Origin of the sequence: Acidihalobacter prosperus, from assembly GCF_000754095.2 — a bacterium.
Classification (GTDB): Bacteria; Pseudomonadota; Gammaproteobacteria; order DSM-5130; family Acidihalobacteraceae; genus Acidihalobacter; species Acidihalobacter prosperus.
Genome location: NZ_JQSG02000003.1, coordinates 220,222 through 243,444, shown reverse-complemented (window position 1 = coordinate 243,444; position 23,223 = coordinate 220,222). Strand labels below are relative to the sequence as shown.

Sequence of the window (23,223 nt, the reverse complement as noted above, 5' to 3'; positions counted from 1 at the left end):
CGCGGGCGGTCCTGTCTGCGGCAGAAGGGCTTTGAAAATGATTAATTCCGGCCCGAGAAAGCCGTTTTTCTAAAACCCGTGTTTAATCTTGGAGAGATCGATAATGGCTCAGTCAAGCACACCCGGGGTTGCACCGAAGGGTGGTGGTCATGTGCTCATCGCGCTGATCATCTTCGCCATTTTGTTCGTCGCAGGATGGTATTGGACCCGTACGACGCAGCCGACGTCCCAAGGCAAGGTTCTGGCCGACGGATATCACCACTACATCATCGACGAACACAATTTCTATTACGAGCCTGGGCATTTGACCTGGCATGTGGGCGAAAAGGTCGAGCTGACGCTGATGAACGTCAATCACGGGCAGCCCGGTCAGAACCATCAGTGGAATATGGGGCGTGACCTCCGTACTAGTGCGACGGGCTTCAAGCAGCATCGCGAACCCGATGGCTGGAAGACAGGCTTTTTCGCGGGTGTCACGATTCATACAAAATCAGGTGATGAAAAAATCCAGAAGGATTTTTCCGTGAGCCTTACGCCTGGCCAGCATTTCACTTTCCGGTTTACCGTCCCGGACAAGCCGGGCAAGTGGACTTACGGTTGCTTCCTGCAGAACGGGCAGCATTTCCTCGACGGCATGCAAGGAACAGTCGACGTCGTTGCCGCCACCGCAGGTTGAGCCGCGCCTGAAAACAACAACGCAATACAGGAGCGGGCCTTCGAGCCTTGACTGAGGTATTCAGCGCATGAAAAGAAATCTTTGGAGAGACTTCATCAATGTGGTGATCATCTGGGCGATCTTGATCCCGATCGCGCAGACGTTCGTCTTCTGGTCGATCGACCATCTGTGGCCTGCCGTGGGCAGCCTGCAGGGCGAGATCACTAAGGATGCTCTTACCTTCATTTACCACGTGACGGTGATGGTGTTCATTCTGGTCACCGTGCCGTTCGTGTATGCGGCCATCGTTCATCGGGTGCCCTTGGACGATAAGCAAAGCGCGCAGATCCATACCCACGCATTCAGCCCCTTCACGTTCGTGTGGCTTGGCGTGTCGATCATGATCAACACGGTTGTTTTCGTGTATCCGGGCATGGTTGGCCTCGAGCAGCTCTGGAATATATCTGCCGACGCCAAGGATCCGCTGGTGGTGGATGTGACTGGGCAACAGTGGCAGTGGTCGTTCAGCTACCCCAAGCAAGGCATTATGAATTCGCCTGTTTTGGAAGTGCCGGTCGATCAGCCGATCAAATTCATCGTCAAATCCGATGACGTCATGCATTCCTTCTGGGTGCCGATCTGGGGCATTAAACAAGCCCTGGTGCCAGGCATGACCCGTTCGATCGTCATCACACCCACCGAGGAGGTGACCACTGACCAGAATCCGCTCGCACGCGTGCAGTGCAGCTGGGATTGCGGTCTCGGTCATGCGCAGATGCGGGCCGTGGTGAAGGTGGTTTCAGACAAGGAATTCAAGGCCTGGGTTGCCAGCCAGAGTTTCTAGTCGCGCTCCTTTCAAGAATGCTCAGTCATGACAAGAGGTAAATGAAATGTCATCGGTTATTTCAACAAATCAGGATAGGGCCGAGAGCCCGCGGGGGATTACCTTCGCGGACTGGTGGCCGCTCGCAAGAGGCGTGCTGTGGGCCGGAATCGGATATCTGATCGGTACACTGCTCGTTGCATTTATCGAATTTTCCCTCAATGGGCGCGGGCATGGCTCGCTGGCATCACCGAGAGAACTGACCGTAGGCTATATTTTTGGTCTGATCGGTTGGTTCATGGGTATCGGCGTCTGGGAAGGTTGGGTCAAACCATCCTTCGGTGGTGAGGAAACCTGGATCAATAAAGGAGTGGGGCGTTACTTCCGCTTCGGTACCGAAGCTAAGGCCACTGCAACCCGCTACACGATCTTCGCGATCGCCACTTTTTTTATCGCCGGCATGCTGGCAATGGCGATCCGCATCGACCTGCTGTCGCCGCATGGCATGTTTTTCGCCAATAAGGAACAGTACAACGAGGCCTTCAGCATTCATGGCACGTTGATGCTGCTGGCGGTGGCTGCGCTGGCAATTCTCGGTGGTATCGGTAATTTCATGCTGCCGCCGATGATCGGTGCGCGTCAGGTGGTGTATCCGAAGTTGATGGGTATCAGCTCCTGGTTCGTGCCGCCTGCGGTGATCGCCGTGGCGATGAGTCCGATGGTGGGTGGTTATGAGTCTGGCTGGATGGGTTTCCCGCCTCTCTCCACTCTGGGTGGCACCGGTATTATTTTCTACTTCATGGGTGGCGCCACGCTGCTGCTGTCGTCGTGGGCAGGCGCGATCAATTTCGTCGCCACGATGGTGTTCATGCGCGCCAAGGGCATGACGCTGTCACGCGTGCCGATGTTCGTCTATGGCATTGCCTCGGCTTCGGTGCTGCTGATCATCTTCGTGCCCTATACGGCGAGTGCCTTCCTGTTCAATCTGTTCGACATGGTGGTCGGCACGCAGTTCTATGCCCTCAAGGGTGGTTTGACGCTGGCCTACCAGGATATGTTCTGGTGGTTGTTCCATCCCGAGGTGTATGTGTTCGTGCTGCCGGCCTGGGCGTTGTGGCTGGAGATCATCGTGGTGTTCTCGCGCCGCAGTCTTTTTGGTCGTGGCTGGGCCGCTGCCGGTTTCGTAGGCATCGTGGCCATTTCCGGCGCCGTCGGCGTGCATCACTTCTTCACTCAGGTGGGTGACGTCCGTCTGCCGATCATCATGGGTTTGACCGAAATGGTGTCGGTGCCGACAGGCTTCTTCTATCTGGCCGCGATCGGCACACTCTGGGGTGGCCGCATCCGTTTGACCTCACCGATGCTGCTCGTGCTGATGTCGATGGTGAACTTCCTGATCGGCGGTCTGACCGGCGTGTTCAATTCCGACGTGCCTGCCAACCTGCAGATCCACAATACGTTCTTCGTCATCGGGCATTTCCACTACACCATTCTCGGCGGCATGCTGTTCACCTGGATTGCCGCGCTTTACTACTACTTCCCCAAGGTCACGGGGCGGATGGTGAATGAGTTCTGGGCGAAGTTTCACGCCTGGTGGTTCTTCATTTTCTTCAACTTCACTTTCTTCGGCATGTATATCGTGGGCATCGACGGCATGAACCGCCGTATCGCGACCTACCTGCCGTACCTGCAGCCGATGAACGAGTGGATCTCGATCAACGCGTTCCTGCTGGGCGCCGGCTTCCTGATTCCGTTGGTCAATCTGGTGTACAGCTACTACCGTGGCCCGATCGCGAGCACCAACCCGTGGGGTGGCAAGACTCTGGAGTGGCAGATGCCGTCGCCGCCGCCGTACGAGAATTTCCCGTTCGGCAAGGACCCCGTCGTGGTTGCGGATTTCTACAACTACGAAGAGAACGCGCCCGATCCGGTGATCTGGGTGGAGTCCAAGCAGAGCACCTAGTGTGCTCTGCGGATCGCGACATGATCTCTACAAGCTGAGGAATCAATGTAATGGAACTCGACGAATCGAAAGCCTATGTCAACGGCATCCTCGATCCCGCGCCGATGCGGGCAAAACGCGGCGCATTCGGATTGATCCTGCTGTCATCGACAATATTTTTCATTCCGCTGTTTGCGGCCCGTTTCCTGTGGGCATATGCCGACAAGCCCGCCGGAATCAATTATGTCCTGTGGACCGTGCTGACACTGATCATGATCGCCAGCCTGTTTCCGACCTCGTCGGCGGTCAAAGCCGCCTATCAGGGGGAAAACGGTGCAATCGCGCGCAATCTTTCGATTGCGCTGGCGATGATCACGTTGGTGGCCATTGGCGTGATCTACGACTGGTTCAGCAGCCCGATCCCCGTGGGTAGCCGATACGGTGAAAATCTGTACACCGACACGGTTGCATTCCTGCTGATGATGAGTCTTGCGCACTTCGCCTTCATGGCGTACGTGTCGGCGAGCTCGAAGGGCAAGATCCGGGCGGAACAGGCCTGGAAGGTGCACAACGCCGTCGATTTCTGGCGTCTGCTCGTTGTCATGTGGGTTCTGTTCTACGTGATTTATTTCATTATCTGAGCGCGAGGAGGAAAACTGATGGATATTCCAGCGCATTCGCATGCATTGCCTCACGTACATATCCCTGCGCTGCACTTTATTGTGCCGCACACGGTCGATCTGCCCGCCTGGTGGTGGACCGGTACGTTCATTCTGGTGCCTTGGACTTGTTTCGTCGTCTTTCTGATGTGGTTCTACAGAAATGCCCGTAAGGAAGAAGAGGCGCGCATCCGCAATATCGAGGATGTGCTGAGTTAACACCTGCAACCCGGTGTCGGGGATTCCGACACCGGGTTGTCATCCGGGTATTTTTTAAACGCATAACACAAGCATTCATGGACATTGCGATGGAACAGCGATACCGCGAAACAATGAGAGACTCGATGCGCTGGACGCGTCGGCTCGCCATTGTCGCGCTGGCGTTGACCTTCGTGATGATCGTGCTCGGCTCCTATGTGCGTCTGTCAAAGGCGGGGTTGAGCTGCCCAAGTTGGCCGCTGTGCTATGGGCACGTGCTGCCGCCTGGCGCGCCACCCGTTGCAGCCGCGGTGCCGCAGGCGCCCGCCGCCGTGATGGACACCACGGCGCGCGAATGGAAGGAAATGTTGCATCGCTATGTGGCCGGCACGCTGGGCATGGTCATTTTTGCGATGCTGCTAGTAGCGCTGCGTAACCGCAGGCAGGCCGAGCAACCGCTGAAACTCGTTGTATTCGTGGCGCTGTGGGTCGTGGTGCAGGCACTGCTGGGGATGGTGACTGTGACGATGCTACTCGACCCGCTGATCGTGACTGGTCATTTGATCGGCGGCATGGTGATGCTGGCCACGTTATGGTGGCTGGTTTTCAGAAGCAGCCGTCTGCTGCAATTGAATCGGGCCGATCAACAAAAAATAGCCACCCTGACCGGCCTGCGGTTGTGGGCCGGGCTGGCGCTGCTGGTCGTGGCCGCACAGATATTTCTGGGTGCCTGGACCAGTACCAATTACGCTGCATGGGCGTGCTACGGATTCCCGACGTGTAACGGTCAATGGTGGCCGGCGGGTATGGATTTCGATAAGGCATTCGTTTTCTGGCACCGGCTGGGTGTCGATTATCAGGGTGGCATTCTCGACGGCGGTGCTCGCGTCGCCATACAGGTCGTGCACAGGATCGGCGCAATGGTGACCACGATCGTGGCGGGCGGGCTGGGTTTGTTCCTGCTGACGCGCGCACGTATCCGCAAGCTACGTCTGCTTGGTGGGTTGCTGCTTGCGGCGTTGGGACTACAGCTCACGCTGGGAATATCGATGGTGAGCCTCGGTTTGCCGTTCTACGTGGAATGGGCGCACACACCCGGCGCGGCCTTGCTGCTTTCGGCAGTTCTGGCCGTGAATTTTCTGTTGTGGTCGTTCCGGAACGTCAATGCGTACGAACGGATCGGGTCGGCGGCGGTACGTCCGGTTTAGGCACGTGCCGGTCACACTAAAACAGTACATCTCGAGGAGAGTCGAATATGCGTCAAGATGAGGAGCGCAGTCTGGCCGGCGAAGCCGATCTGCCCATTGCCGACGTCGGCGCGCCCGGTGTCGCGGAGTGGCGTTGGGCGAGCATCTGGCGCCAGATTCAGGCCTATTACGCATTGACGAAGCCGCGCGTGGTGGCGCTGATCCTGTTTACCGCCATCGTGGGCATGCTGTTGGCGACGCCGGGCATCATCGCAATCGGTACTCTGCTTCTCGGCACGATCGGAATCGGTCTGGGTGCGGCCTCCGCGGCGGCCGTCAATCACGTGATCGACCAGCATATGGACGCGAAAATGTCGCGTACGGCCTGGCGTCCGATCGCGACCGGCGGGCTGGGTACCTTCCAGGGGCTGGGTTTCGCCGCGCTGCTCGCGGTATTGTCGATGATCGTGCTGGTCGAGTGGGTGAATGTCGAGACGGCCGTGCTGACGCTGTCTGCGATGATCGGCTACGCCATCATATACACCGGGTTTCTGAAGCGGACGACACCCCAGAATATCGTCTGGGGCGGTGCAGCCGGCGCGGTGCCTCCCGTGCTGGGCTGGTGCGCCGTGACGGGACACGTCAGCTACGAATCCATCGTGCTGTTTTCGATCATTTTCTTCTGGACGCCACCGCATTTCTGGGCGCTCGCCCTGCATTACAAGGACGATTACGCGAAGGCGAAAATACCGATGCTGCCTGTGACGCACGGTGAGGCGCACACACGTACGCAGATTCTGGTGTACACCGTGATTCTTGTGCTGGTGACGATCCTGCCTTTCGCGATGGGGAATGCTGGTTGGGTATACCTGGTCGGCGCCTCCGTCTTCAATGCCGGCTTTCTCGGTTATGCCATTAAGCTCAAATTCAGGCGCAAGGAGAATACTGCAATCAGGATGTTTGCGTACTCGATCGTGTACCTGATGGGGATATTCAGCGCACTGCTTATTGATCACTATCTGACGATACTGCGCGGCGTGCTGGCCTGAAGCATAAGCCTAACGGGAGATTGAAAGATGTCGAGACATCTGCATCGGCAGGATGGTACGAACTCGATGGACGGGAGGCAGGTGCTGTTGATCAGTGCCGTGTGGGCGGTGATTTTGCTCGGGGGGTTGTATCTGTTTATTGAATTTGTATTTTGGCGCTGATTAGAAAAAATGAATTTATCTACGAAGCATGTGGTTTGAAGTGAGATATGTCATGCCCGATGACAGAGGCGGCCACTAGGGCGTGTTTGCAACGGGTCGTGGCGATGGCTGTGCAGCGATTGATGCACAATTTTTGTCTGAGGAGGAAAGCATGAAAAAGGAGCAATTCATGAAGAATCGCATCGTCAAGGCGATCGCAGGTGCGGCCGGTGTGAGCGCCCTGCTGGCAATGGGTATGGCCCACGCCGGCGTGACCACGGTGGGCAAGCCCGAAGTCATCAAGCTGATGAAGGAAGACAGCGGCAAGGTTACCGGCAAGAACGAGGTCACCTATTCGGGCGCCACCCCGCATACCGTGGTCGAGCAGGTGCTGCCGGGCTATCCCTTCCCTTCGTTCGAGGTCGACAAGCAGACCAACCCGACCCTGACCTACGACGCGGGCGTGAAGAAGGTGACGATCACCGTGATCAATACCAACGGCGGTGCCGAGCACAGCTTCATGATCACCAAGAAGGGCCCCCCGTTCTCCGCGATGCCTAACCCGGACTCGCTGCATGCGATGGCGGTGGTGCCCGAACTTTCCGCCGCGGGTGGCGGTCAGTTCCAGACCGATACGGTTGACTGGACGCCGCCGGGTCCGGGGACCTATTGGTACCTGTGCAAGACGCCTGGCCATGCCTCGACCGGCATGTACGGCAAGATCGTCGTCAAGTAAGACTCAAGTGGCTTCGGCCTGACGAGTGATCAGCAAGGGCGCCGCGGATATTACTGCCCGCGGCGCCTACGCTGATACGGCAGCCTGTTTGCGGGTCTTGCCGCTCGGATCAACGCAGCGAATGGAGTGTGTGTCATGACACCATTGGATATTGCCGGATTGATCGTGGGTGCAGCCATTATCGTGGTTGTGAAATTGATGGCCACGGGCGTCACCATGGTCGCGACCTGGGTTCAGCGTACCGAAGATGAGATGCGTGTGAAGCAGGAGAAGATATTCGCTTCACGCGGACAATAAATCGCGATGCAGCAAGGATGTGCGGACGCGTGTACGTGCCCGGTCGGTGACGTTTGAACTGAGGCACTGCCTGCATGTATCAGGGCGGGTAGTGCCTTGCTTTTTTATCTGGTTTTACGGCGGCGCGTCAACGCTGGGTAATTTGTTCCAGATATTGCTGCAGTACAGCTGGCTTGAGCTCTCCGCGATATATTTTCACGATGTTGCCGTGTGAATTGTAGAATACGGTGGTCGGGTAGCCGAGCACGCCGTAAAACTGGCTCAGTTTCGTATTTGTGTCGAGCAGTACTAGTGGCAGCGGAAGCGCATATTTTTTGGCGAATGCGTCAACGTTGTTATAGGCATTGCCTTGCTCCGCGAAATAGAATCGAATGCCCGGGTGGCTCTGGCGGGCCTTGATGAGCAGCGGCAGCTCCGCACGACAGGGTGGACACCACGTGGCCCACAGATTCAATACCAACGGTTTTCCCTGCAGATGATCGAGCGCAACGTGATCGCCGCCCAACGAGGGCAGGACGAGCTGAGGCAAAGCGCTGGGTGCAGGATGTTCGCTGTTGTAGTACCAGAATGCTGCGGCGAGTAGGAGTAGCAGGCCACTGGGCGCCAGGATCGAATAAAGTCGTTTGCGGGACGGTGTCGTGTTCGACATGCGGTAGACTCCGTGGGGCGATGGGTCAGCGGCGCAGCAGGCGCTGGTGAGTGGATGACGCGGACAGGCGATGCGGCGATTCGGTTTGCGTCGTGCAGCGGGAGGTTACGTGATGGGGTCGGAGCAGTTCAAGCGCTACAAAACACCGATCAGCGGTTTGATGCTCGGAGGCGTGATCGGACTGATTGTGGCCGTAGCCCTTGGCAGTGTGCTGCCCTGGCGCCCGCCCCCGAAAAAACCCGATTTTGCGGCAGCGGGCGATGCGCCGAAGACGATGTTTCATGCGCCGAGTTTCAATGGGTTCGTGAACCAGCAAGGGCAGCCGGTGGATTCAAGCGCCTTCAAAGGCAAGGTGCTGCTGGTGACCTTCATGTATCCGTACTGCACGCGCGTGTGTCCGACCCTGGCGTCGCGCATGGTTAACCTGGAAACCCTGTTGCGGCAGCGCGGCCTGCAGGATCGCGTGCAACTGCTTAGCTTCAATGTGGATCCTGAGGGTGCCGCCCCCCGCGAAATGAGTCGTTTTATGCGCCAGTACGGCGCGGATCCAAATTCCGCTCTGTGGCAATTTCTGACCGCGCCGGCCGCCTTGACCGCGCGAGTCCTCAAGCGGGGCTTCCACGCGGATTATCGAAAGATCGCGACCGATCAGCTAGAGCAGGTATTTGCGCAGCAGCGAAAGGACGGTACGTATCACTATGTGCCGTCGATGCGTAATCCCCTGGCCGACGAGTCACACCCCGATTACGCGATCATCCATAACAGCTCGGCGATCATCGTAGGCGTCGACGGTGTAGTGCGATACGTGCTTGGCGATGCAAACACGGTTTCGGATGCGGTCATGCTGAATGACATCATTCGCGTGTTGCGGAAGGAGGGGCGGGCATGAGCACGAACATCAAGCAGGAGGATTTCAACCAGCGCTCATACTTCTGGTTCAGCGTTTCGGTTGGTGTTTTTGTGGGTTTGGTGTTCGGTTTTGCAATTTCGAGCATCGTCAGTACGGTCAGGCTGCACGAAGCGCGAAGTCATATCGATACGCGTGCGGCAACCGACATGATGAAATCGCAGGTCGAGCGCGGTCGCTTCGGGAAAGCGCCTCGATTCACCGACCTGATCGATCAGAATGGCGCAAAGGTGGCGTCCACGCGATTCAAGGGCAAGGTGCAGATCGTAAGCTTCATCGCGCCGTATGGCGTGCATAGCAGCCCCGTGCTGGTCAGCCACCTGATGAATCTGTATCAGGAGCTCAAACAGAGCGGGCTGCTGGGGAGCAAGGTGGTATTCGTATCCTACAACCTCGATCCGACACATGCCGGGCCGCCGGAAATGTCGCGCTTCATGCAGGCGATTGCCGGCCTGGGGCCGGCGGATGCGTCGAATTGGGCATTTCTTACCGGTAGCGAGTCGAGTATCGGCGCGGTCGTTGCCGGGCGCTATGCCGTCCAGTACCGCCCGCTGGATGCGGCCGCCTACCGCGCGTACGCGCGACGCATGCAACAGCGTGGGCAATATGATTATGCCGAGGCGGTCAATCCGCTGACGCAAAACGCGCCACCCCATCCGCACATCGTCGATCATGACGAATTGGTGTTGGTCGCGCCCGATGGCGATATCCGCGTCAAGATCAAGCAGGCAAGCGCATACCCGGACGACCGCATCCTCCAGGATATCGCGGCAATGCTGAAATTGCCCGGCATGGGCAAGCCGGGCTGAAAGCCAGCAGAGCGCGTCCGCAGCGCCGCGGATTCCCGCGGCGCTACTCGCCTGTTCATCCCGCTGAATCCTCGGCGCAGCTTCGATACCGCCGTTACCCCTGTACGCGCCGCCGATCTTCCGGGGCCGTTCGCACGCTAGGGCGAGCTGTTGCCGTCGTCACCTTTCGTCGCTCGACAGGCGCCGCGAGGGTGTGGAGTCCGGCCAGATAGCGAGCGTGTGCGCCGCGAGACATGAAAAGCGTCTCGGTTCTGTGGGGGACGCCGTCGGCGATTATTGGGAATGCTCAACCATGCACGCACGCCGTGCCTTGATGGGCGCTTTCCTGTCGCGATGGTCCCCCTTCGGCGTCCTGCCGAGTGAATGATCCTGATTGACCGATGCCTTCGAACACCCGGAAAAGCGGGCGCGAGAGCGCAACGGCGGCTGACTCGTAATGAAATGAATCACGGCAGGGATGACTCGTTTCGCTCCACCTCGATCGCGCTTCCTAGCCCTGCGTGGCTGCGCATCTCCCGAAATCGGTCAAGTGTGGATGTTTTAATTGATTGTTTAAAAAAGAATAAATTGGGACGATGCTATAAATTTATGCGCAGATAAGAAATCTGGCATGAATCGCGCAACGATTGCTCTGCCCAAGGCTGACATTCAGAGGACAGAGATGACCGTACGCAAAGAAAAGCAGGAGGAACGCCGGGAGTTTCTCAGTTCCAGCGTAAAGCTCGCCGGTGCCGCCACCGTGGGGGCGCTGGGTGTGCCGATGCTGGACGGACTGAACCCGAGTGCGGCCACCGAGGCAGCCTCGAGCGTCGAAATCGACGTCACCAAGGTGCCGCCGGGCGGTCAGGTCACGGTGCCTTGGCAGGGCAAGGCGGTGATGGTGATGAACCGCACGCCGGAAATGCTAGCGACCCTGGAGAAGGTTCAGGCGCAGGGCATTCTCAAGGATCCCGATCTCAAGGTGCCGCAGCAGCCGCCTTACGCCAAGAACATCTATCGCGCACGCATGGAGCAGAAAAACATGCTCGTGCTGGTACGCATCTGTACGCACATGTGCTGTATTCCGCTGTACAAGCCCAAACCCAATTCCGTACGCCCGGGCTGGCTGGGCGGCTTCCACTGCCCGTGCCACGGCTCGATGTACGACCTTTCGGCACGCGTGATCGTGACCTCGCCCGCGCCGCGCAATATGGCCATTCCCGAATACCACTACGAGGACGGTGGCAAGAAGGTCGTGGTGACCAAGATGTATCCCAAGGCGAGGCTGTGCTGATGCGGCGTGCGCGGCAAGCGTGCACGGCGGATCGGTGACGGATCGTAAGGAGCGGACGAGATGGCGAGTGTAAGTGTGAGTACGGGCCCTGACATGGGCACCAAGGTCAAGGCGTTGCGATCGCGTTTCTGGCGCGTCCTCGGGGCGATGTCGATCGTGCTGATCGGCATCCAGTTCATCACCGGCGTATTCCTGCTGATGAGCTATCACCCGGGCGGTGCGGACGGATCGGGCGCCTACAACTCGGTGATGAGCATCATGTACGACGTGCGGTGGGGCTGGCTGGTGCGCTACATCCACACCACCGGCGCCTCGCTGCTGTTCATCATCGTCTACATCCACATGTTCCGTGCGCTGTGGGATCGCACCTACAAGAAGCGCAGCGGCAAGGTTTGGCTTTGGGGCGTCAGTCTGCTGGTGCTGCTCATGGGCGAGGAATTCTTCGGCTATATCCTGCCCTACGGCAACATGTCGCTCTGGGGCGGCATGGTGATCACCAATCTTTTCGGTTCGGTGCCGCTGGTCGGGCACGACCTCGTGACCTGGATTCGCGGCGGCCCGCTGGTCAGCACGCCCACGATCAACCGCTTCATGGCCTTCCATGTCGCCGTTATTCCGATGGCGCTGGTGGCGCTGATCGTCATGCATCTGCAAAACCTTTATTCGCTCAGGATCGAGCAGGAAGCCAGCCGCTCCGCGCAACGTTGAGCGTCCGTCGGCATCGCGCCGGCTCACGGACGGAATCCCAATGATCGAGGTCTAAATCATGGTGTCAGAACAAAAACGTGTGGTGGTGATCGGCAACGGCATGGCCGGCAGCCGCTTCGTGAAGGAACTGCAAAAGCAGGCGCCGGGGGGCTACCAGATCATCGTCTTCGGGGACGAGCCCTACTCCGCATACGATCGTATCCAGCTCAGCCCGCTGCTCGCCAACGAACGCTCCCTGCCCGACATCATGATCGATGACGAGGCCTGGGTCGGCGATGGCGGCAACAAGCTCTACAAGGGACATCGGATCGCGTCGGTGGATCGCGAACGCAAGATCGTGACCTCGGACCAGGGCGTGACCGAAGCCTACGACTACTTGGTGTTCGCGGTGGGTTCCAAGCCCATGGTGCCGCCGATCCCAGGTCGCGAGTTGCCGGAAGTCACGGTGTTCCGCACCATCGACGATGTCGACTACATGCTCGAACGCGCCGGCAAGCACACGCATGTGGTGGTGATCGGCGGTGGCCTGCTGGGTCTGGAAGCCGCCAACGCGCTGCGTGTCCAGGGCGCCGAGGTGGCGGTGGTGCACCTGGCCGATTGGCTGATGGAGCGCCAGCTCGATGCCGGCGGGTCGGCGCTGCTGCAGCGTCGCCTGGAGGATAAGGGCATCGTCTTTCACCTGCCGCGCATGACCGAATCCATCGTCGGCGACGAGCATGTCGAGGCGGTACGCTTCCAGCGCGGCGAGGAGATTCGCGCCGACATGGTGGTCATTTGCGCCGGCATCATCCCCAATGTGGAATTGGCGAAGGCGGCGGGCCTCAAGGTGGATCGCGGCATTGTGGTCAACGATCAGCTCGAAACCAGCGACCCTTCGATTTTCGCCATCGGCGAATGCGTGCAGCACAAGGGCAAGACCTACGGTCTGGTCGATCCCTGCTACGAGCAGGCGCGCGTGCTGGCGCGCTACATGTCGGGCGATATCGAGGCCGGTTACGGCGGCTCGCTACCTTCGACCCAACTCAAGATCACCGGAATCGACCTGTACTCGCAGGGCCAGATCATGGCCGGAGAAGGCATCGACGAGCTGGTCTATGTCGACGAGCGTCGCGGCATCTATAAAAAGGCCTGCATCAAGAACAACCGCGTGGCCGGTTGCATTCTGTACGGCGACGTCTCGCTGTCGCAGTGGTTCAAGGAGCTGATCCGCAACGGCGAGGACATATCGGATCGTCGCGATGTCCTGCTGACTGGCGGCAGCGGTGGCGGCGAGGCCGTCGATATCGTTGGCAATCTGCCGGATACCGCGGAAATCTGTACCTGCAATTCCGTCAGCAAAGGTGAAATCGTCAGCGCAATCAAGATGCACAATCTGTCCTCCGTGGAGGACGTGCGCCTGACCACGCGTGCCGCCTCGTCCTGCGGAACCTGCTCGCGCCAGGTCGACCAGATCCTGTCGATGACCTTGGGCTCGGAATATGGCGAATCGATGCCCAAGCCGCTGAGCATCAATATCGATCTTTTCTCCTATTTTCGCGAAAAGGATCTGTTTTTTTACGCCTTGCTGGGTACGATATTCGCGGCCATCGTGTTTTTCGAGCCGACTTTCTTCAATATTTTCATCGATCAGGACAACTCGACGCCCGCGAATACGCTCAAGTCGCCGGCGGACGTGCGCCCGTTGTTTTTCCTGGGGCCGTTCTACGCGATTCTTCGCTCGATATCGGATAAGCATCTTGGCGTATTCATGATGACGCTGGCCATCGTGGTCATGTTTTTGGTGCCGTTTCTCGACAACAGTCCGGAGGCGAGAGTCAAGCCGCACCCCCTTTTCGACAATACGTACAAGGTGCTGCTGATCTTCATGGTCATCTGTTACATCGTGCTTGGCTGGATCGGCTTCGAGCCGGCGACGCCGGTGCTCGCGATGTGGGGGCGCTGGTTCACCATCGGGTATTTCATATTTTTCGCCGCCATGCCGGTATTGAGCCTGGTGCGACGATGGACGGCGCATAAATACGCGAGCGGACAAGCCTGATCTGGCATCGTGTTTTCGATGTTACGGGTGCGTAATCAAATCGGAGTTGACTGATATGGCAATGAGAATCCGCAAGGTGGCACTGGCGATCCTGACGATGGGGATGCTGGCGTCGATGAATGTGTGCGATGCGGAGGGCGCCACGCCGCTGCGTGCGCCGCATTACACCATGGACAAGGCCACGGTGATTCGTGGCGCCGAATATTTTGGCCAGAACTGCCTGTCCTGTCATAGCGTCAAGTACCTGCGCTACATCAATCTGATGAAGGGCCTGGGCATGACCCAGAAGGAATTGACCGAGTACGTGATGCGGCCTGATGGAGCCAACGTCCATGCTGGCATGATCGTGACCATGACCCACAAGGAGGCCTCCAAGTTTTTTGGCAAGCCGCCGCCCGATTTGTCCCAGATCGAGCGTTATCTGGGGCCGGATTTCATCTACACCTACCTCACCAGCTTCTATCTCGACAACAGCCGGCCAACCGGGTGGAACAATCATGTGTTCCCAAGCGTGGCCATGCCCAATGTTCTGGCGCCCTACGGCGGTCAGTATCTCAAGGACGGCAAGTTGTACCGCAAGGGCAGCATGACCCCAGAGCAATACAAAACCATGGTGTCGGATATCGTGGCCTTCCTGCGCTACGCCAGCGACCCGTCGGTACTTGAACGCCACGATATCGGCCCGTACGTGGTCGGTGGTTTCGGGTTGGCCACGGTGGTGGGTTTCATTATCGCGATTCTCTAGATTGCGGGGCGATTTGCCTGAGCGGAAAACACCCTGCAACCGAACTGAAGAGGAATGGACATGGACGCTGGTCTGACAAATGCCACACCTGGCAGCTCATATAAAAACGGTCTCTGGGCCATCGTGTTCGGCATGCCTCTGGTGCTCGATCTCGGTATCCCCGGCATCGTGAACCTGGTGCTTTTCGCGCTGGTGATGCTGGCCTTGAGCATGACCTACCGCATGGCCGAGCGCGCCGAACGGCGGGCATTGCTGCTGTCGGCCATGAGCGCGGGCTTTTTCGTGACCGCACCGCATTTCAAAACCATGTATCCGCTGACGGCGCCGCTGGTTCTGCTGCTGCTGTCGCTGACCTTTTACTACATATTTCTGTTTATTCGCGAAATCCTCGGGAGCGACAAATGACGAATAGGGAAGGATTCGCCGTGCAAGCTCGCCGGCCCGCGATGTATGTCCTGGGCGCTCTGCTGATGCTGTCGGCCTCGGGTGCCGCGCTGGCAGGTCCCAAGAATGGAGTGATCGGTGTGATCAGCGGCGGCAACCCCGAGCTGGGCAAAACTGACGCCAAGACGATGTGCATCGTCTGCCATGGCGCGGATGGCATTTCGCCGGTCAAGGGGTTCCCCGATCTGGCGGGCCAATGGCCGCAGTATCTGCTCAAGGAACTGCACGATTTCGCCTCCAAGAAGCGCGACGATCCGCTCGCCAAGGGGACCATGATCGACGCCGTCAAGACCATTCACGGCAACAAGGAGATGGAGGATCTGGTGGCATTTTTCGGTTCCCTGGCGCCGCCGAAGCCGAAGCCGGTTCCCACGGACGCCAAGGAAAAGGCGCTATGGAGCGCGGGCAAGGCCATCTATTACGGCGGCGTGCGGGCAACCGACGTGCCGGCCTGTGAAGCCTGCCACAGCGCCACAGGCGCGGGCATCCCGCCGGAATTCCCGCGCCTGGCCGGACAGGACAAGACCTACCTCGTGGAGCAGTTGACCTATTTCCATGACGGCACGCGCGCGAACGATCCCAACGGCATCATGCGCGACGTCGCCGGGCGTCTGGACAAGCAGGAAATCCTGGCGCTTGCCACCTTCATCCCCACGTTGTCGGGGGGCAATCCGACAACCCAGTTGCCTCATCCCTCGGATACTGACAGCGGAGATTGAGCCTATGTCCACGATGAATGATCACCAGGATGCATCGGACGGCGCGGACGGGAAGTCCGGCCCTCGTTTCAAGGTGGAATGCCACGGATTCGAGTGCGTGAACCGCGGCATCCTGTTCATGCTCGCGATCGGCGTGCTGCTCGAGCTGGTCGGCGGAGACGGCATGTTCCGCGGCGGCCTGCTCGACCGGATGTGGGTGCACGACGCGCTGGCGGTGACGCTGGTGCTGGCGGTGGCGTTTCAGCTGCGCTGGTGGTATGCCATCCGTCCGAGCTCGGCTACCGGCATCGGCGGCCTGTGCGCGCAAGGCGTCGGCGTCTGCGCGGTCAGTCTGTTGTGCCTGACCGGTTTTGCGGGTGCGCTGCTCGGCGCATTCGCGCATGGCGGCGGGCGTCTGTTCAGCGAGGATCTGGTCGTCCATCACTACCTCGTCTACGGCGTCTGGGCCTATATCGCCGCCTATTCGATTTTCACACTCGCGCAGCTGCTTGGCGGCGCGCCAACCGATCACGGCCCCCGCAGGGCCTGAACGCGCACCTCGGGATTCTGGGTGCGGGTCTTCCGCACCCGGCTTCTTTGCCCGCCCCTTGTGCCTCTCCGGCGCCCCGTTCGTCCCGCCTCGCTCAAGTGTCCGCCCTGCATGCCGAAAACCTGTTGAGGCCCAGCTATTCTTAGTCAAGGCGTCCATACACATTCGAATCACAGGGCGTCGTCGGCAAGCGAGGGGGAAACATGCTGCTCAACCGTCTGACCATCCAACCCAAGATCATCTCCGCCACCGGACTCGCGATTCTGCTGATGCTCGTCGCCCTGTCCGTCACCTTGTTCGGCATTCGCGATATCCGTAACGCCTTCGTCGGTTTCGTGGAACACGATCAGGTGCGTCTCAACGCGCTGCAGGTCATGTACGGCGAGGGGCTGCTGTCGGGCATCTCCACGCGCAACAAGGTCTTCGAACCGGATCTCAAGCCCGCGCGCAAGGTGACGGAAACGGCGATCGCGCGTTTCAACGAGGCACTCGCCCGCGCGCAAAAGGCCTACCGCGGCGACGCCGAGGCCCTGGCCGAGCTGGATGCCGTTGCGCAGGGCTGGCAGGCCAACAGCGCGCTCAAGCTGCGCGTCATCGGGCTGGTCGAAGCCGGTGAGGTGAATCAGGCGCGTGATCTCCTGGTGCAGCAGGAAACCAAGAGCTGGCGCCCGATCCGCAAGGCTCTGCAAAAGCTCATGGAACAGGAGCGGGCCAGTTTCGTGCGCACGCGCGATGGGGTGATACAGCGCGTGGATGGTATTTTCCGGCTGGGTGTGGCGATCGGTCTGGCGGCCACCGTGATCGGGCTGCTGCTCTCTGTGCTGCTTGGGCGTTCGATTACACGCGGCCTGCGTGCGACCCGGACGGCGTTGTCGGATATCGCCGAGGGCGAGGGCGACTTGACCCGCCGGCTGCCCGAGGCCGGCGGTCGGGACGAGGTGGCGCAGCTGGCCGCGTCGTTCAACCGTTTCGTCGGCAAGGTGCAGGCGCTGGTGGCCGAAGTTGCCTCGTCCAGCCAGCAGATCGCGGGCGCGTCCGAGCGCATGTCCGGCATTACCCGCATGACCTACGAGGGCGTGCAGCGTCAGCAGCGCGAAACCGAGCAGGTGGCCACCGCCATGAACGAAATGACCACCACCGTGCAGGTGGTTGCCCGCCATGCCGCGGAGGCGGCCGACGCGACGCACGAGGCCAGTCGCGAAGCCGGCGCAGGCCAGACCGAGGTCGAACGTACGGTCGAGGTGATCAATACGCTGGCGGCAGAGGTCGAGAAGGCCGGCGAGGTGATCGGCAGGCTGGAGGCGGACAGCGTCCAGATCGGCACCGTGCTCGATGTGATTCGCGGCATCGCCGAACAGACCAATCTGCTGGCACTCAATGCCGCCATCGAGGCGGCGCGCGCCGGCGAGCAGGGACGCGGTTTCGCGGTGGTGGCGGACGAGGTGCGGACCCTGGCCAGCCGTACGCAGCAGTCCACCGAGGAAATCCAGGGCATGATCGAACGCCTGCAGGCCGGCGCCCGCGACGCGGTCGCCGCGATGCAGGGCGGTCGCGAGCGGGCGAGCCTGAGCGTCGATCAGGCCGCGCGCGCCGGTTCCTCGCTCGGGGCGATCACCGGGGCGGTGACGCGCATCAACGACATGAATCTGCAGATCGCCAGCGCGGCCGAAGAGCAGAGCCACGTCGCCGAGGAGATCAACCGCAACGTACTGACCATCAACGAGGTGGCCGAGATCAGCGCGGAAGGCGCGCAGCAGACGGCCAGCGCCGGGGATGAACTCAAGGCGCTGGCGGAACAGCTGCAACGGCTGGTCGGCCGTTTCCGCATCTGAACCGCAACATGCGCGGCCGGGGGGCGACATCCATCTGATAAACTCGCGCGGATGGATGTCACCGATCTGCTTTCCGGACTCAACGATGCCCAGCGAGAGGCCGTCAGCGCACCGCCGGGGCCGGTGCTGGTGCTCGCCGGCGCCGGCAGCGGCAAGACCCGCGTACTGACCCATCGCATCGCCTGGCTGATCCGCGTCGAGGGCGTGTCGCCCTATAGCCTGCTGGCCGTCACCTTCACCAACAAGGCGGCACACGAGATGCGCGGCCGTATCGAGGCGTTGATGGGGGTGCCGGCCGCTGGCATGTGGATTGGTACCTTTCACGGTCTCGCGCACCGCCTGCTGCGTGCCCATTGGCGCGAGGCAGGGTTGCCGCAGGGTTTCCAGATTCTCGACAGCGAGGACCAGCTGCGGCTGGTCAAGCGCGTGCTGCGCGGGCTGAATCTGGACGAGGCGCACTGGCCGCCGAAGCAGGCGCAGTGGTTCATCAACGGGCGCAAGGACGAAGGTCTGCGCCCGCAGCATCTCGACGACACCGGCGATCCCACGCAGGCCCAGTTCGTGCGCATCTACAGCGCCTACGAAGCCGCCTGCCGACAGGCAGGCGTGGTGGATTTCGCCGAGTTGCTGTTGCGCGCGCTGGAATTGATCCGCGACAACGACGCCCTGCAACGTCATTACCAGCAGCGTTTCCGTCACCTGCTGGTGGACGAGTTTCAGGACACCAACGCCCTGCAGTACGCCTGGCTGCGTTTGCTTGCCGGCAGCCACAATCCGGTTTTCGCGGTCGGCGACGATGACCAGTCGATCTATGGCTGGCGTGGCGCGCGCATCGAGCATATTCAGCAGTTCGCCCGCGATTTTCCCGGCACCCAGACCGTGCGTCTCGAGCAGAATTACCGTTCCACCCAGATCATCCTGGACGCCGCCAACGCGGTCATCGCGCACAATGCGGGCCGGTTGGGCAAGCAGCTATGGGCGGACGGCGCGAAGGGCGAGGCGGTGCGGCTCTATCTCGCCTACAACGACCTCGACGAGGCGCGCTACGTGGTCGACCAGATCGCCGACTGGACCGCGCAGGGCCATCGCCGCGACGAGGTTGCCGTACTGTACCGTTCCAACGCGCAGTCGCGCGTGCTCGAGGAAGCCCTGATCGCACGCGGGATCCCATACCGGGTCTACGGCGGTCTGCGTTTCTTCGAACGCGCCGAGATCAAGGATGCGCTGGCCTATCTGCGACTGCTGGTCAGCCGGCAGGACGATACTTCCTTCGAGCGTGTGGTCAATCAGCCGACACGGGGTATCGGCGAACGCAGCCTGCAGGCGATCCGCGACCGTGCCCGCGACCGCGGATGCGCGCTTTGGCCGGCCGCGCGAGAGCTGGTGGCCGAGTCCGCCATGGCGGCGCGCGCCGCGCGCGCGATCGAGGGCTTCCTGCGCCTGATCGACGACATGGCGAAGGCCTGCGAGGGGCTCGACCTGCATCAACGGGTGGAGCACGTCGTGGGCGCCAGCGGCCTGCGCGCGCATTTCGCGGCGGACAAGAGCGAGCGCGCCGAGGCGCGGGTGGAAAACCTCGACGAGCTGGTCAATGCCGCGCGTGGTTTCGTGCCCGACCCGGAACAGCATGCCGACATGGAGCCGCTGACGGCGTTTCTCTCGCATGCCGCCCTGGAGGCGGGCGAGGGCCAGGGCGATGCCTGGGAGGATTGCGTGCAGCTGATGACCCTGCACAGCGCCAAGGGACTCGAGTTCCCGTTGGTGTTCCTGGCCGGTATGGAGGAAGGGTTGTTCCCGCACCGCATGTCGGTGGAGGAGCCGGGGCGGCTGGAGGAGGAGCGGCGGCTGTGCTACGTCGGCATCACGCGCGCGCGCAGTCGCCTGGTGCTCACTGCCGCGGAGACCCGCCGCCTGCACGGCCAGCAGACCTACAATTTGCCTTCTCGTTTCATCGGCGAGATTCCCGCCGAGCTGATCGAGGAGGTGCGTCCCCGCGTGCGCACCCAGGCGCCGTCCGCCGTGCCGCGCCCTCGGTCCACGCCGGTGCGTGGCCGGGAGGGCGTCGGCGGGTTGAGCGTCGGCCAGCGGGTGCGTCACGCCAAGTTCGGCGAAGGCGTGGTCCTGGACTGCGAGGGCCAGGGGCCGCAGGCGCGCGTCGAGGTCAACTTCAACGTCCACGGCAGCAAATGGCTGGTGCTCAGCTACGCCAAGCTTGAGCCTCTTGCCTGAGCGCGTGTTTAGAAACGCGAGCCGATGCCGATGCCGATGCCGAACTGGAAGCGCGGCGTGGAGGGCTCGGGCGCCAGCGGCCAGAGGTGCATGGCCTGCTCGCTGACCACCGGATACTGATAGGGCTGCTGACCGATCTCGCCCTGCCGGAAGCCGGTGACCGGGCCGATCACTGACAGCTCGCGGCCGGGCGCATAGATCAGCGGTTCGACGAAGCCGCGGGCCCGCACGATGAAGCGTCCGATGGTGCTGTCGCGCAGTTTCGGCCGCAAGGCATCATCCAGCGGGTAGGCGAGCACGGTGATCAGGGTGTCGTGGGCCTCGTTGTCGACCTTTACGATGGTGCCGCCCCAGGCCATCGGCGTCGCCGGCGCACGCGCGTTGCGTGCCACCGCCTGGGGAGCAGGCGCGGTTTGCGCCTGCTGGGCAAGCGCGGGCGCAAACGGCGGGGTGGTGGCGCAGCCCGCGAGCGCCAGCACGCCGGTCATGGCCAGACCGAGGAGAAAGCGATTGCCTGCGTTCATCAGCGCCACCAGGGCGAGTAATAGGGATACGGGCCGGGCCAGCCCCAGGGGCTGCAGAAAGGGTCGTTCCAGCAGGGGCCGGGGACGTAGCGTACGGGGCGAGGCTTGGGCCACAGGTGCGGCGCACCGGCCTCGATGACCGGGAAGCGGTACGCATATTCGCCGATGCGGCGGGTTTCGACCTTGACGATGTCGCCGGCCACGGTAATCTCGCGTCCCTTGGCATAGAGTGCCGGGTCGTAGAAGCCGGGTGAGCAGGCGATGAAGCGTCCCACGCTGTGCGTGCGCTCCAGACGGGGCTCGCCTTCACCGTCCAGCGGCAGGCCGAGCACCTCGAAACAGGTGCGCGTGGTCTCGGGATGGGTGCTCACGATGATGCCGCCCCAGCGCACGCGGCTGCCGGTGGCGGTGCCGGCAGCCGCCATCTCGGGCGTCAGCGCGGCATAGGGGCCGGGGGGGGAAACGGGGTTGACGGCGCAACCGCCCAGCAACAATGCGGGTAGTGCCATCCAGAGACGTTTGATCATGCGATCCTCGCCGGCAGCGGCCGGTCACGTCGGGTGACGCATCCATCATCCCACAGCAGCGTGCGCGTCGGGAAGCGGAAGCACATCGCTTAGAACTAATATGCTGCGCTAAGTTCTGCGCGCGGGCTATTGCCCCGGCGCCGGCTCTGGCACACTCCGGCCATGTTCGGAGAACCCGTCACCTCATTGGCCGTTGCTGGAGAATTGCTGATACGGCTGATCGTTGTCGTGCGCATCCTGGTGCGCCGCAGCGGCCAGCCGAGCGCCCGGCTGGCCTGGATCGTGGTGGTGATGCTGGTGCCGGTGGCGGGGCCGCTGCTGTACCTGCTGGTCGGGGAAGTGCGCCTTGGCCGCCGTCGCCTGCGCCTGCATGCGATGCTGCGTGAGCACCAGCGTGAGGTCCTGGGCGTGCCTCACGAGGATCATCCTGCCGCGCTGGCGCCGGACTACGCGCCGATCGCGGCCCTGGCGCAATCGGTCGGCGGCACGCGTGCTCGACGAGGCAACCGGATACGCCTGATCAGCGATTCGCGGGCCATGATCGACGCGCTGGTGGCGGACATAGACGCCGCGCAGCTGCACTGCCACCTGCTGTCCTACATCTATCTCCCGGATCATTCCGGCCACGCCGTGGCCGAGGCGCTGATACGAGCCGCCAGGCGTGGCGTGCCCTGCCGCCTGCTGGTCGATGCCATCGGCTCCAAGGCCTTTCTGGCCTCTCCTTTGAAACGGCATCTGGATCAGGCGGGTGTCGAGGTGGTGGCCTCGCTGCCGGTCAGTCCGCTGCGGGCCCTGCTGGCGCGCATGGATATCCGCAATCATCGCAAGCTGGCTGTCATCGACGGCGTGATCGCCTATGCCGGCAGTCAGAACATCGCCGATGCGGCCTTCGCGCCCAAGGCCCGCTATGCGCCCTGGGTCGATGCCTCGGTGCGTATCCGCGGTCCCGTCGCCTGGGATCTGCAGCGCTTGTTCGTGGAGGACTGGTTTCTCGACAGTCGCGAATGGCTGGGCGAGGTGCTGGCCATCCGTCCCGAGCCGGAGGCCGGGGGGATCGATGCCCAGATCATCGGCACCGGGCCGATGTCGTACAACTATGCCATGCGCCAGGTGCAGCAGGCCGCCCTGCACCTGGCGCGGGAGGAGGTGGTGATCACCTCACCCTACCTCGTTCCGGACGAAGGCACCATCGCTTCGATCCACGCCACCGCACGCTGCGGCACGAACACCCGGCTGGTGGTGCCCGCACGCAACGATTCGCGCATGGTGGCGGCCGCCAGCCGCAGCTATTATGCCGATCTGCTCGAGAGCGGCGTGGATGTCCTCGAATACCGCCAGGGGCTGTTGCACGCCAAGACCATGACCGTGGACGGCCGCCTCAGCATTCTCGGTTCGGCCAACCTGGACCGGCGCAGCTTCGAGATCAATTTTGAGGTGTCGGTGATCGTCTACAGCGCGCCGTTCACACAGGAACTGCGTGCATTGCAGGCGCGCTACATGGCGGATGCGCGTGCCGTCGACCCTGCCCACTGGCTTCGCCTTTCCTGGCCGCGGCGCTTGTACTACAACACCGCCGGCCTGCTCGGGGCTTTGCTCTGAACAC

Annotated in this window: 25 protein-coding genes; 22 read left to right on the top strand and 3 right to left on the bottom strand. The window is 61.3% G+C overall.

Annotated elements, in window-relative coordinates:
* Window positions 1-103 precede the first annotated feature (103 nt).
* The 10 genes from THPRO_RS07860 (at window position 104) to THPRO_RS16985 (ending at window position 7,687) form a co-directional block, all read left to right on the top strand.
* On the top strand, window positions 104-676 hold the full coding sequence (locus THPRO_RS07860; protein ID WP_038090554.1) for a hypothetical protein: 573 nt from the start codon (window positions 104-106) through the stop codon (window positions 674-676).
* A 67-nt stretch (window positions 677-743) separates the two neighbouring features.
* Window positions 744-1,499 (top strand): cytochrome c oxidase subunit II, encoded by a 756-nt coding sequence (locus THPRO_RS07855; RefSeq protein WP_038090557.1) that lies wholly within the window; start codon window positions 744-746, stop codon window positions 1,497-1,499.
* 277 nt (window positions 1,500-1,776) lie between these two features.
* Window positions 1,777-3,441: a cytochrome c oxidase subunit I gene (locus THPRO_RS07850; RefSeq protein WP_236717277.1), complete on the top strand. Its 1,665-nt coding sequence runs from the start codon at window positions 1,777-1,779 to the stop codon at window positions 3,439-3,441.
* A gap of 50 nt (window positions 3,442-3,491) precedes the next feature.
* Window positions 3,492-4,061: a hypothetical protein gene (locus tag THPRO_RS07845; protein WP_038090559.1), complete on the top strand. Its 570-nt coding sequence runs from the start codon at window positions 3,492-3,494 to the stop codon at window positions 4,059-4,061.
* Between the two features lie 18 nt (window positions 4,062-4,079).
* On the top strand, window positions 4,080-4,298 hold the full coding sequence (locus THPRO_RS07840) for a hypothetical protein (RefSeq protein WP_038090561.1): 219 nt from the start codon (window positions 4,080-4,082) through the stop codon (window positions 4,296-4,298).
* Between the two features lie 125 nt (window positions 4,299-4,423).
* Complete coding sequence (locus THPRO_RS07835; protein WP_082954583.1) at window positions 4,424-5,485, top strand: COX15/CtaA family protein; 1,062 nt, start codon at window positions 4,424-4,426, stop codon at window positions 5,483-5,485.
* A 47-nt stretch (window positions 5,486-5,532) separates the two neighbouring features.
* Window positions 5,533-6,513 carry a heme o synthase gene (locus THPRO_RS07830; RefSeq protein ID WP_082954524.1) on the top strand — a complete coding sequence of 327 codons (981 nt, stop codon included), beginning with the start codon at window positions 5,533-5,535 and terminating at the stop codon, window positions 6,511-6,513.
* A gap of 27 nt (window positions 6,514-6,540) precedes the next feature.
* Window positions 6,541-6,675 (top strand): hypothetical protein, encoded by a 135-nt coding sequence (locus tag THPRO_RS17385; protein WP_269085360.1) that lies wholly within the window; start codon window positions 6,541-6,543, stop codon window positions 6,673-6,675.
* A 151-nt stretch (window positions 6,676-6,826) separates the two neighbouring features.
* A complete protein-coding gene (locus THPRO_RS07825) occupies window positions 6,827-7,390 on the top strand; it encodes a plastocyanin/azurin family copper-binding protein (protein ID WP_065089467.1) in 564 nt (187 codons plus the stop codon).
* A 135-nt stretch (window positions 7,391-7,525) separates the two neighbouring features.
* The gene (locus THPRO_RS16985) at window positions 7,526-7,687 is read left to right on the top strand and encodes a hypothetical protein (protein WP_161489952.1); all 162 of its coding nucleotides are present in this window, start codon (window positions 7,526-7,528) and stop codon (window positions 7,685-7,687) included.
* A 127-nt stretch (window positions 7,688-7,814) separates the two neighbouring features.
* Here THPRO_RS16985 and THPRO_RS07820 read toward each other — a convergent pair whose 3' ends face one another.
* Window positions 7,815-8,336: a TlpA family protein disulfide reductase gene (locus THPRO_RS07820; protein WP_052064387.1), complete on the bottom strand. Its 522-nt coding sequence runs from the start codon at window positions 8,334-8,336 to the stop codon at window positions 7,815-7,817.
* 112 nt (window positions 8,337-8,448) lie between these two features.
* On the opposite strand from THPRO_RS07820, the gene THPRO_RS07815 reads away from it, so the two are divergent.
* The 11 genes from THPRO_RS07815 to uvrD all read left to right on the top strand — a co-directional run bounded on the left by THPRO_RS07815 (window position 8,449) and on the right by uvrD (window position 20,569).
* Window positions 8,449-9,225 carry an SCO family protein gene (locus tag THPRO_RS07815; protein ID WP_038090563.1) on the top strand — a complete coding sequence of 259 codons (777 nt, stop codon included), beginning with the start codon at window positions 8,449-8,451 and terminating at the stop codon, window positions 9,223-9,225.
* Complete coding sequence (locus tag THPRO_RS07810; protein WP_038090567.1) at window positions 9,222-10,052, top strand: SCO family protein; 831 nt, start codon at window positions 9,222-9,224, stop codon at window positions 10,050-10,052. Before THPRO_RS07815 ends, THPRO_RS07810 begins: the two co-directional genes overlap by 4 nt.
* A gap of 661 nt (window positions 10,053-10,713) precedes the next feature.
* Window positions 10,714-11,325: a ubiquinol-cytochrome c reductase iron-sulfur subunit gene (gene petA, locus THPRO_RS07805; RefSeq protein ID WP_065089466.1), complete on the top strand. Its 612-nt coding sequence runs from the start codon at window positions 10,714-10,716 to the stop codon at window positions 11,323-11,325.
* A gap of 75 nt (window positions 11,326-11,400) precedes the next feature.
* Window positions 11,401-12,033, top strand: coding sequence for a cytochrome b (locus tag THPRO_RS07800; RefSeq protein WP_161489951.1), 633 nt, complete (start codon window positions 11,401-11,403; stop codon window positions 12,031-12,033).
* Between the two features lie 58 nt (window positions 12,034-12,091).
* Window positions 12,092-14,071 carry an FAD-dependent oxidoreductase gene (locus THPRO_RS07795; RefSeq protein WP_065089465.1) on the top strand — a complete coding sequence of 660 codons (1,980 nt, stop codon included), beginning with the start codon at window positions 12,092-12,094 and terminating at the stop codon, window positions 14,069-14,071.
* 55 nt (window positions 14,072-14,126) lie between these two features.
* On the top strand, window positions 14,127-14,816 hold the full coding sequence (locus tag THPRO_RS07790) for a cytochrome c1 (RefSeq protein WP_082954521.1): 690 nt from the start codon (window positions 14,127-14,129) through the stop codon (window positions 14,814-14,816).
* A 60-nt stretch (window positions 14,817-14,876) separates the two neighbouring features.
* On the top strand, window positions 14,877-15,221 hold the full coding sequence (locus THPRO_RS07785; protein ID WP_065089464.1) for a hypothetical protein: 345 nt from the start codon (window positions 14,877-14,879) through the stop codon (window positions 15,219-15,221).
* Window positions 15,218-15,979, top strand: a complete 762-nt coding sequence (locus THPRO_RS07780; RefSeq protein ID WP_065089463.1) for a c-type cytochrome — start codon at window positions 15,218-15,220, stop codon at window positions 15,977-15,979. The genes THPRO_RS07785 and THPRO_RS07780 overlap by 4 nt, the downstream gene beginning before the upstream one ends.
* A 4-nt stretch (window positions 15,980-15,983) precedes the next feature.
* A complete protein-coding gene (locus THPRO_RS07775) occupies window positions 15,984-16,508 on the top strand; it encodes a hypothetical protein (RefSeq protein ID WP_038090572.1) in 525 nt (174 codons plus the stop codon).
* 203 nt (window positions 16,509-16,711) lie between these two features.
* Entirely contained in the window at window positions 16,712-18,340 is a 1,629-nt protein-coding gene (locus tag THPRO_RS07770) for a methyl-accepting chemotaxis protein (protein ID WP_052064400.1), read from the top strand.
* 51 nt (window positions 18,341-18,391) lie between these two features.
* Window positions 18,392-20,569, top strand: coding sequence for a DNA helicase II (gene uvrD / locus THPRO_RS07765; protein ID WP_038090575.1), 2,178 nt, complete (start codon window positions 18,392-18,394; stop codon window positions 20,567-20,569).
* An 8-nt stretch (window positions 20,570-20,577) separates the two neighbouring features.
* Here the strand turns inward: uvrD and THPRO_RS07760 are convergent, their stop codons facing one another.
* Window positions 20,578-21,093 carry a Slp family lipoprotein gene (locus THPRO_RS07760; protein ID WP_065089588.1) on the bottom strand — a complete coding sequence of 172 codons (516 nt, stop codon included), beginning with the start codon at window positions 21,091-21,093 and terminating at the stop codon, window positions 20,578-20,580.
* Entirely contained in the window at window positions 21,093-21,620 is a 528-nt protein-coding gene (locus THPRO_RS07755; protein WP_065089461.1) for a Slp family lipoprotein, read from the bottom strand. The genes THPRO_RS07760 and THPRO_RS07755 overlap by 1 nt, the downstream gene beginning before the upstream one ends.
* A gap of 162 nt (window positions 21,621-21,782) precedes the next feature.
* Here THPRO_RS07755 and cls point away from each other — a divergent pair, with 162 nt between their 5' ends.
* A complete protein-coding gene (gene cls, locus THPRO_RS07750; protein ID WP_065089460.1) occupies window positions 21,783-23,219 on the top strand; it encodes a cardiolipin synthase in 1,437 nt (478 codons plus the stop codon).
* Window positions 23,220-23,223: the final 4 nt, after the last annotated feature.

What these genes read in the sequence shown, in the direction of transcription:
- THPRO_RS07840 (WP_038090561.1), top strand. Translation starts at nt 4,080, where the DNA reads ATGGATATTCCAGCGCATTCGCATGCATTGCCTCACGTACATATCCCT.
- THPRO_RS07795 (WP_065089465.1), top strand. Translation starts at nt 12,092, where the DNA reads ATGGTGTCAGAACAAAAACGTGTGGTGGTGATCGGCAACGGCATGGCC.
- THPRO_RS07855 (WP_038090557.1), top strand. Translation starts at nt 744, where the DNA reads ATGAAAAGAAATCTTTGGAGAGACTTCATCAATGTGGTGATCATCTGG.
- cls (WP_065089460.1), top strand. Translation starts at nt 21,783, where the DNA reads ATGTTCGGAGAACCCGTCACCTCATTGGCCGTTGCTGGAGAATTGCTG.
- THPRO_RS07825 (WP_065089467.1), top strand. Translation starts at nt 6,827, where the DNA reads ATGAAAAAGGAGCAATTCATGAAGAATCGCATCGTCAAGGCGATCGCA.
- uvrD (WP_038090575.1), top strand. Translation starts at nt 18,392, where the DNA reads ATGGATGTCACCGATCTGCTTTCCGGACTCAACGATGCCCAGCGAGAG.
- THPRO_RS07790 (WP_082954521.1), top strand. Translation starts at nt 14,127, where the DNA reads ATGGCAATGAGAATCCGCAAGGTGGCACTGGCGATCCTGACGATGGGG.
- THPRO_RS16985 (WP_161489952.1), top strand. Translation starts at nt 7,526, where the DNA reads ATGACACCATTGGATATTGCCGGATTGATCGTGGGTGCAGCCATTATC.
- THPRO_RS07850 (WP_236717277.1), top strand. Translation starts at nt 1,777, where the DNA reads ATGGGTATCGGCGTCTGGGAAGGTTGGGTCAAACCATCCTTCGGTGGT.
- THPRO_RS07755 (WP_065089461.1), bottom strand. Translation starts at nt 21,620, where the DNA reads ATGATCAAACGTCTCTGGATGGCACTACCCGCATTGTTGCTGGGCGGT.
- THPRO_RS07815 (WP_038090563.1), top strand. Translation starts at nt 8,449, where the DNA reads ATGGGGTCGGAGCAGTTCAAGCGCTACAAAACACCGATCAGCGGTTTG.
- THPRO_RS07810 (WP_038090567.1), top strand. Translation starts at nt 9,222, where the DNA reads ATGAGCACGAACATCAAGCAGGAGGATTTCAACCAGCGCTCATACTTC.
- THPRO_RS07770 (WP_052064400.1), top strand. Translation starts at nt 16,712, where the DNA reads ATGCTGCTCAACCGTCTGACCATCCAACCCAAGATCATCTCCGCCACC.
- THPRO_RS17385 (WP_269085360.1), top strand. Translation starts at nt 6,541, where the DNA reads ATGTCGAGACATCTGCATCGGCAGGATGGTACGAACTCGATGGACGGG.
- THPRO_RS07830 (WP_082954524.1), top strand. Translation starts at nt 5,533, where the DNA reads ATGCGTCAAGATGAGGAGCGCAGTCTGGCCGGCGAAGCCGATCTGCCC.
- THPRO_RS07785 (WP_065089464.1), top strand. Translation starts at nt 14,877, where the DNA reads ATGGACGCTGGTCTGACAAATGCCACACCTGGCAGCTCATATAAAAAC.
- THPRO_RS07860 (WP_038090554.1), top strand. Translation starts at nt 104, where the DNA reads ATGGCTCAGTCAAGCACACCCGGGGTTGCACCGAAGGGTGGTGGTCAT.
- THPRO_RS07835 (WP_082954583.1), top strand. Translation starts at nt 4,424, where the DNA reads ATGCGCTGGACGCGTCGGCTCGCCATTGTCGCGCTGGCGTTGACCTTC.
- THPRO_RS07775 (WP_038090572.1), top strand. Translation starts at nt 15,984, where the DNA reads ATGTCCACGATGAATGATCACCAGGATGCATCGGACGGCGCGGACGGG.
- THPRO_RS07760 (WP_065089588.1), bottom strand. Translation starts at nt 21,093, where the DNA reads ATGAACGCAGGCAATCGCTTTCTCCTCGGTCTGGCCATGACCGGCGTG.
- petA (WP_065089466.1), top strand. Translation starts at nt 10,714, where the DNA reads ATGACCGTACGCAAAGAAAAGCAGGAGGAACGCCGGGAGTTTCTCAGT.
- THPRO_RS07845 (WP_038090559.1), top strand. Translation starts at nt 3,492, where the DNA reads ATGGAACTCGACGAATCGAAAGCCTATGTCAACGGCATCCTCGATCCC.
- THPRO_RS07820 (WP_052064387.1), bottom strand. Translation starts at nt 8,336, where the DNA reads ATGTCGAACACGACACCGTCCCGCAAACGACTTTATTCGATCCTGGCG.
- THPRO_RS07780 (WP_065089463.1), top strand. Translation starts at nt 15,218, where the DNA reads ATGACGAATAGGGAAGGATTCGCCGTGCAAGCTCGCCGGCCCGCGATG.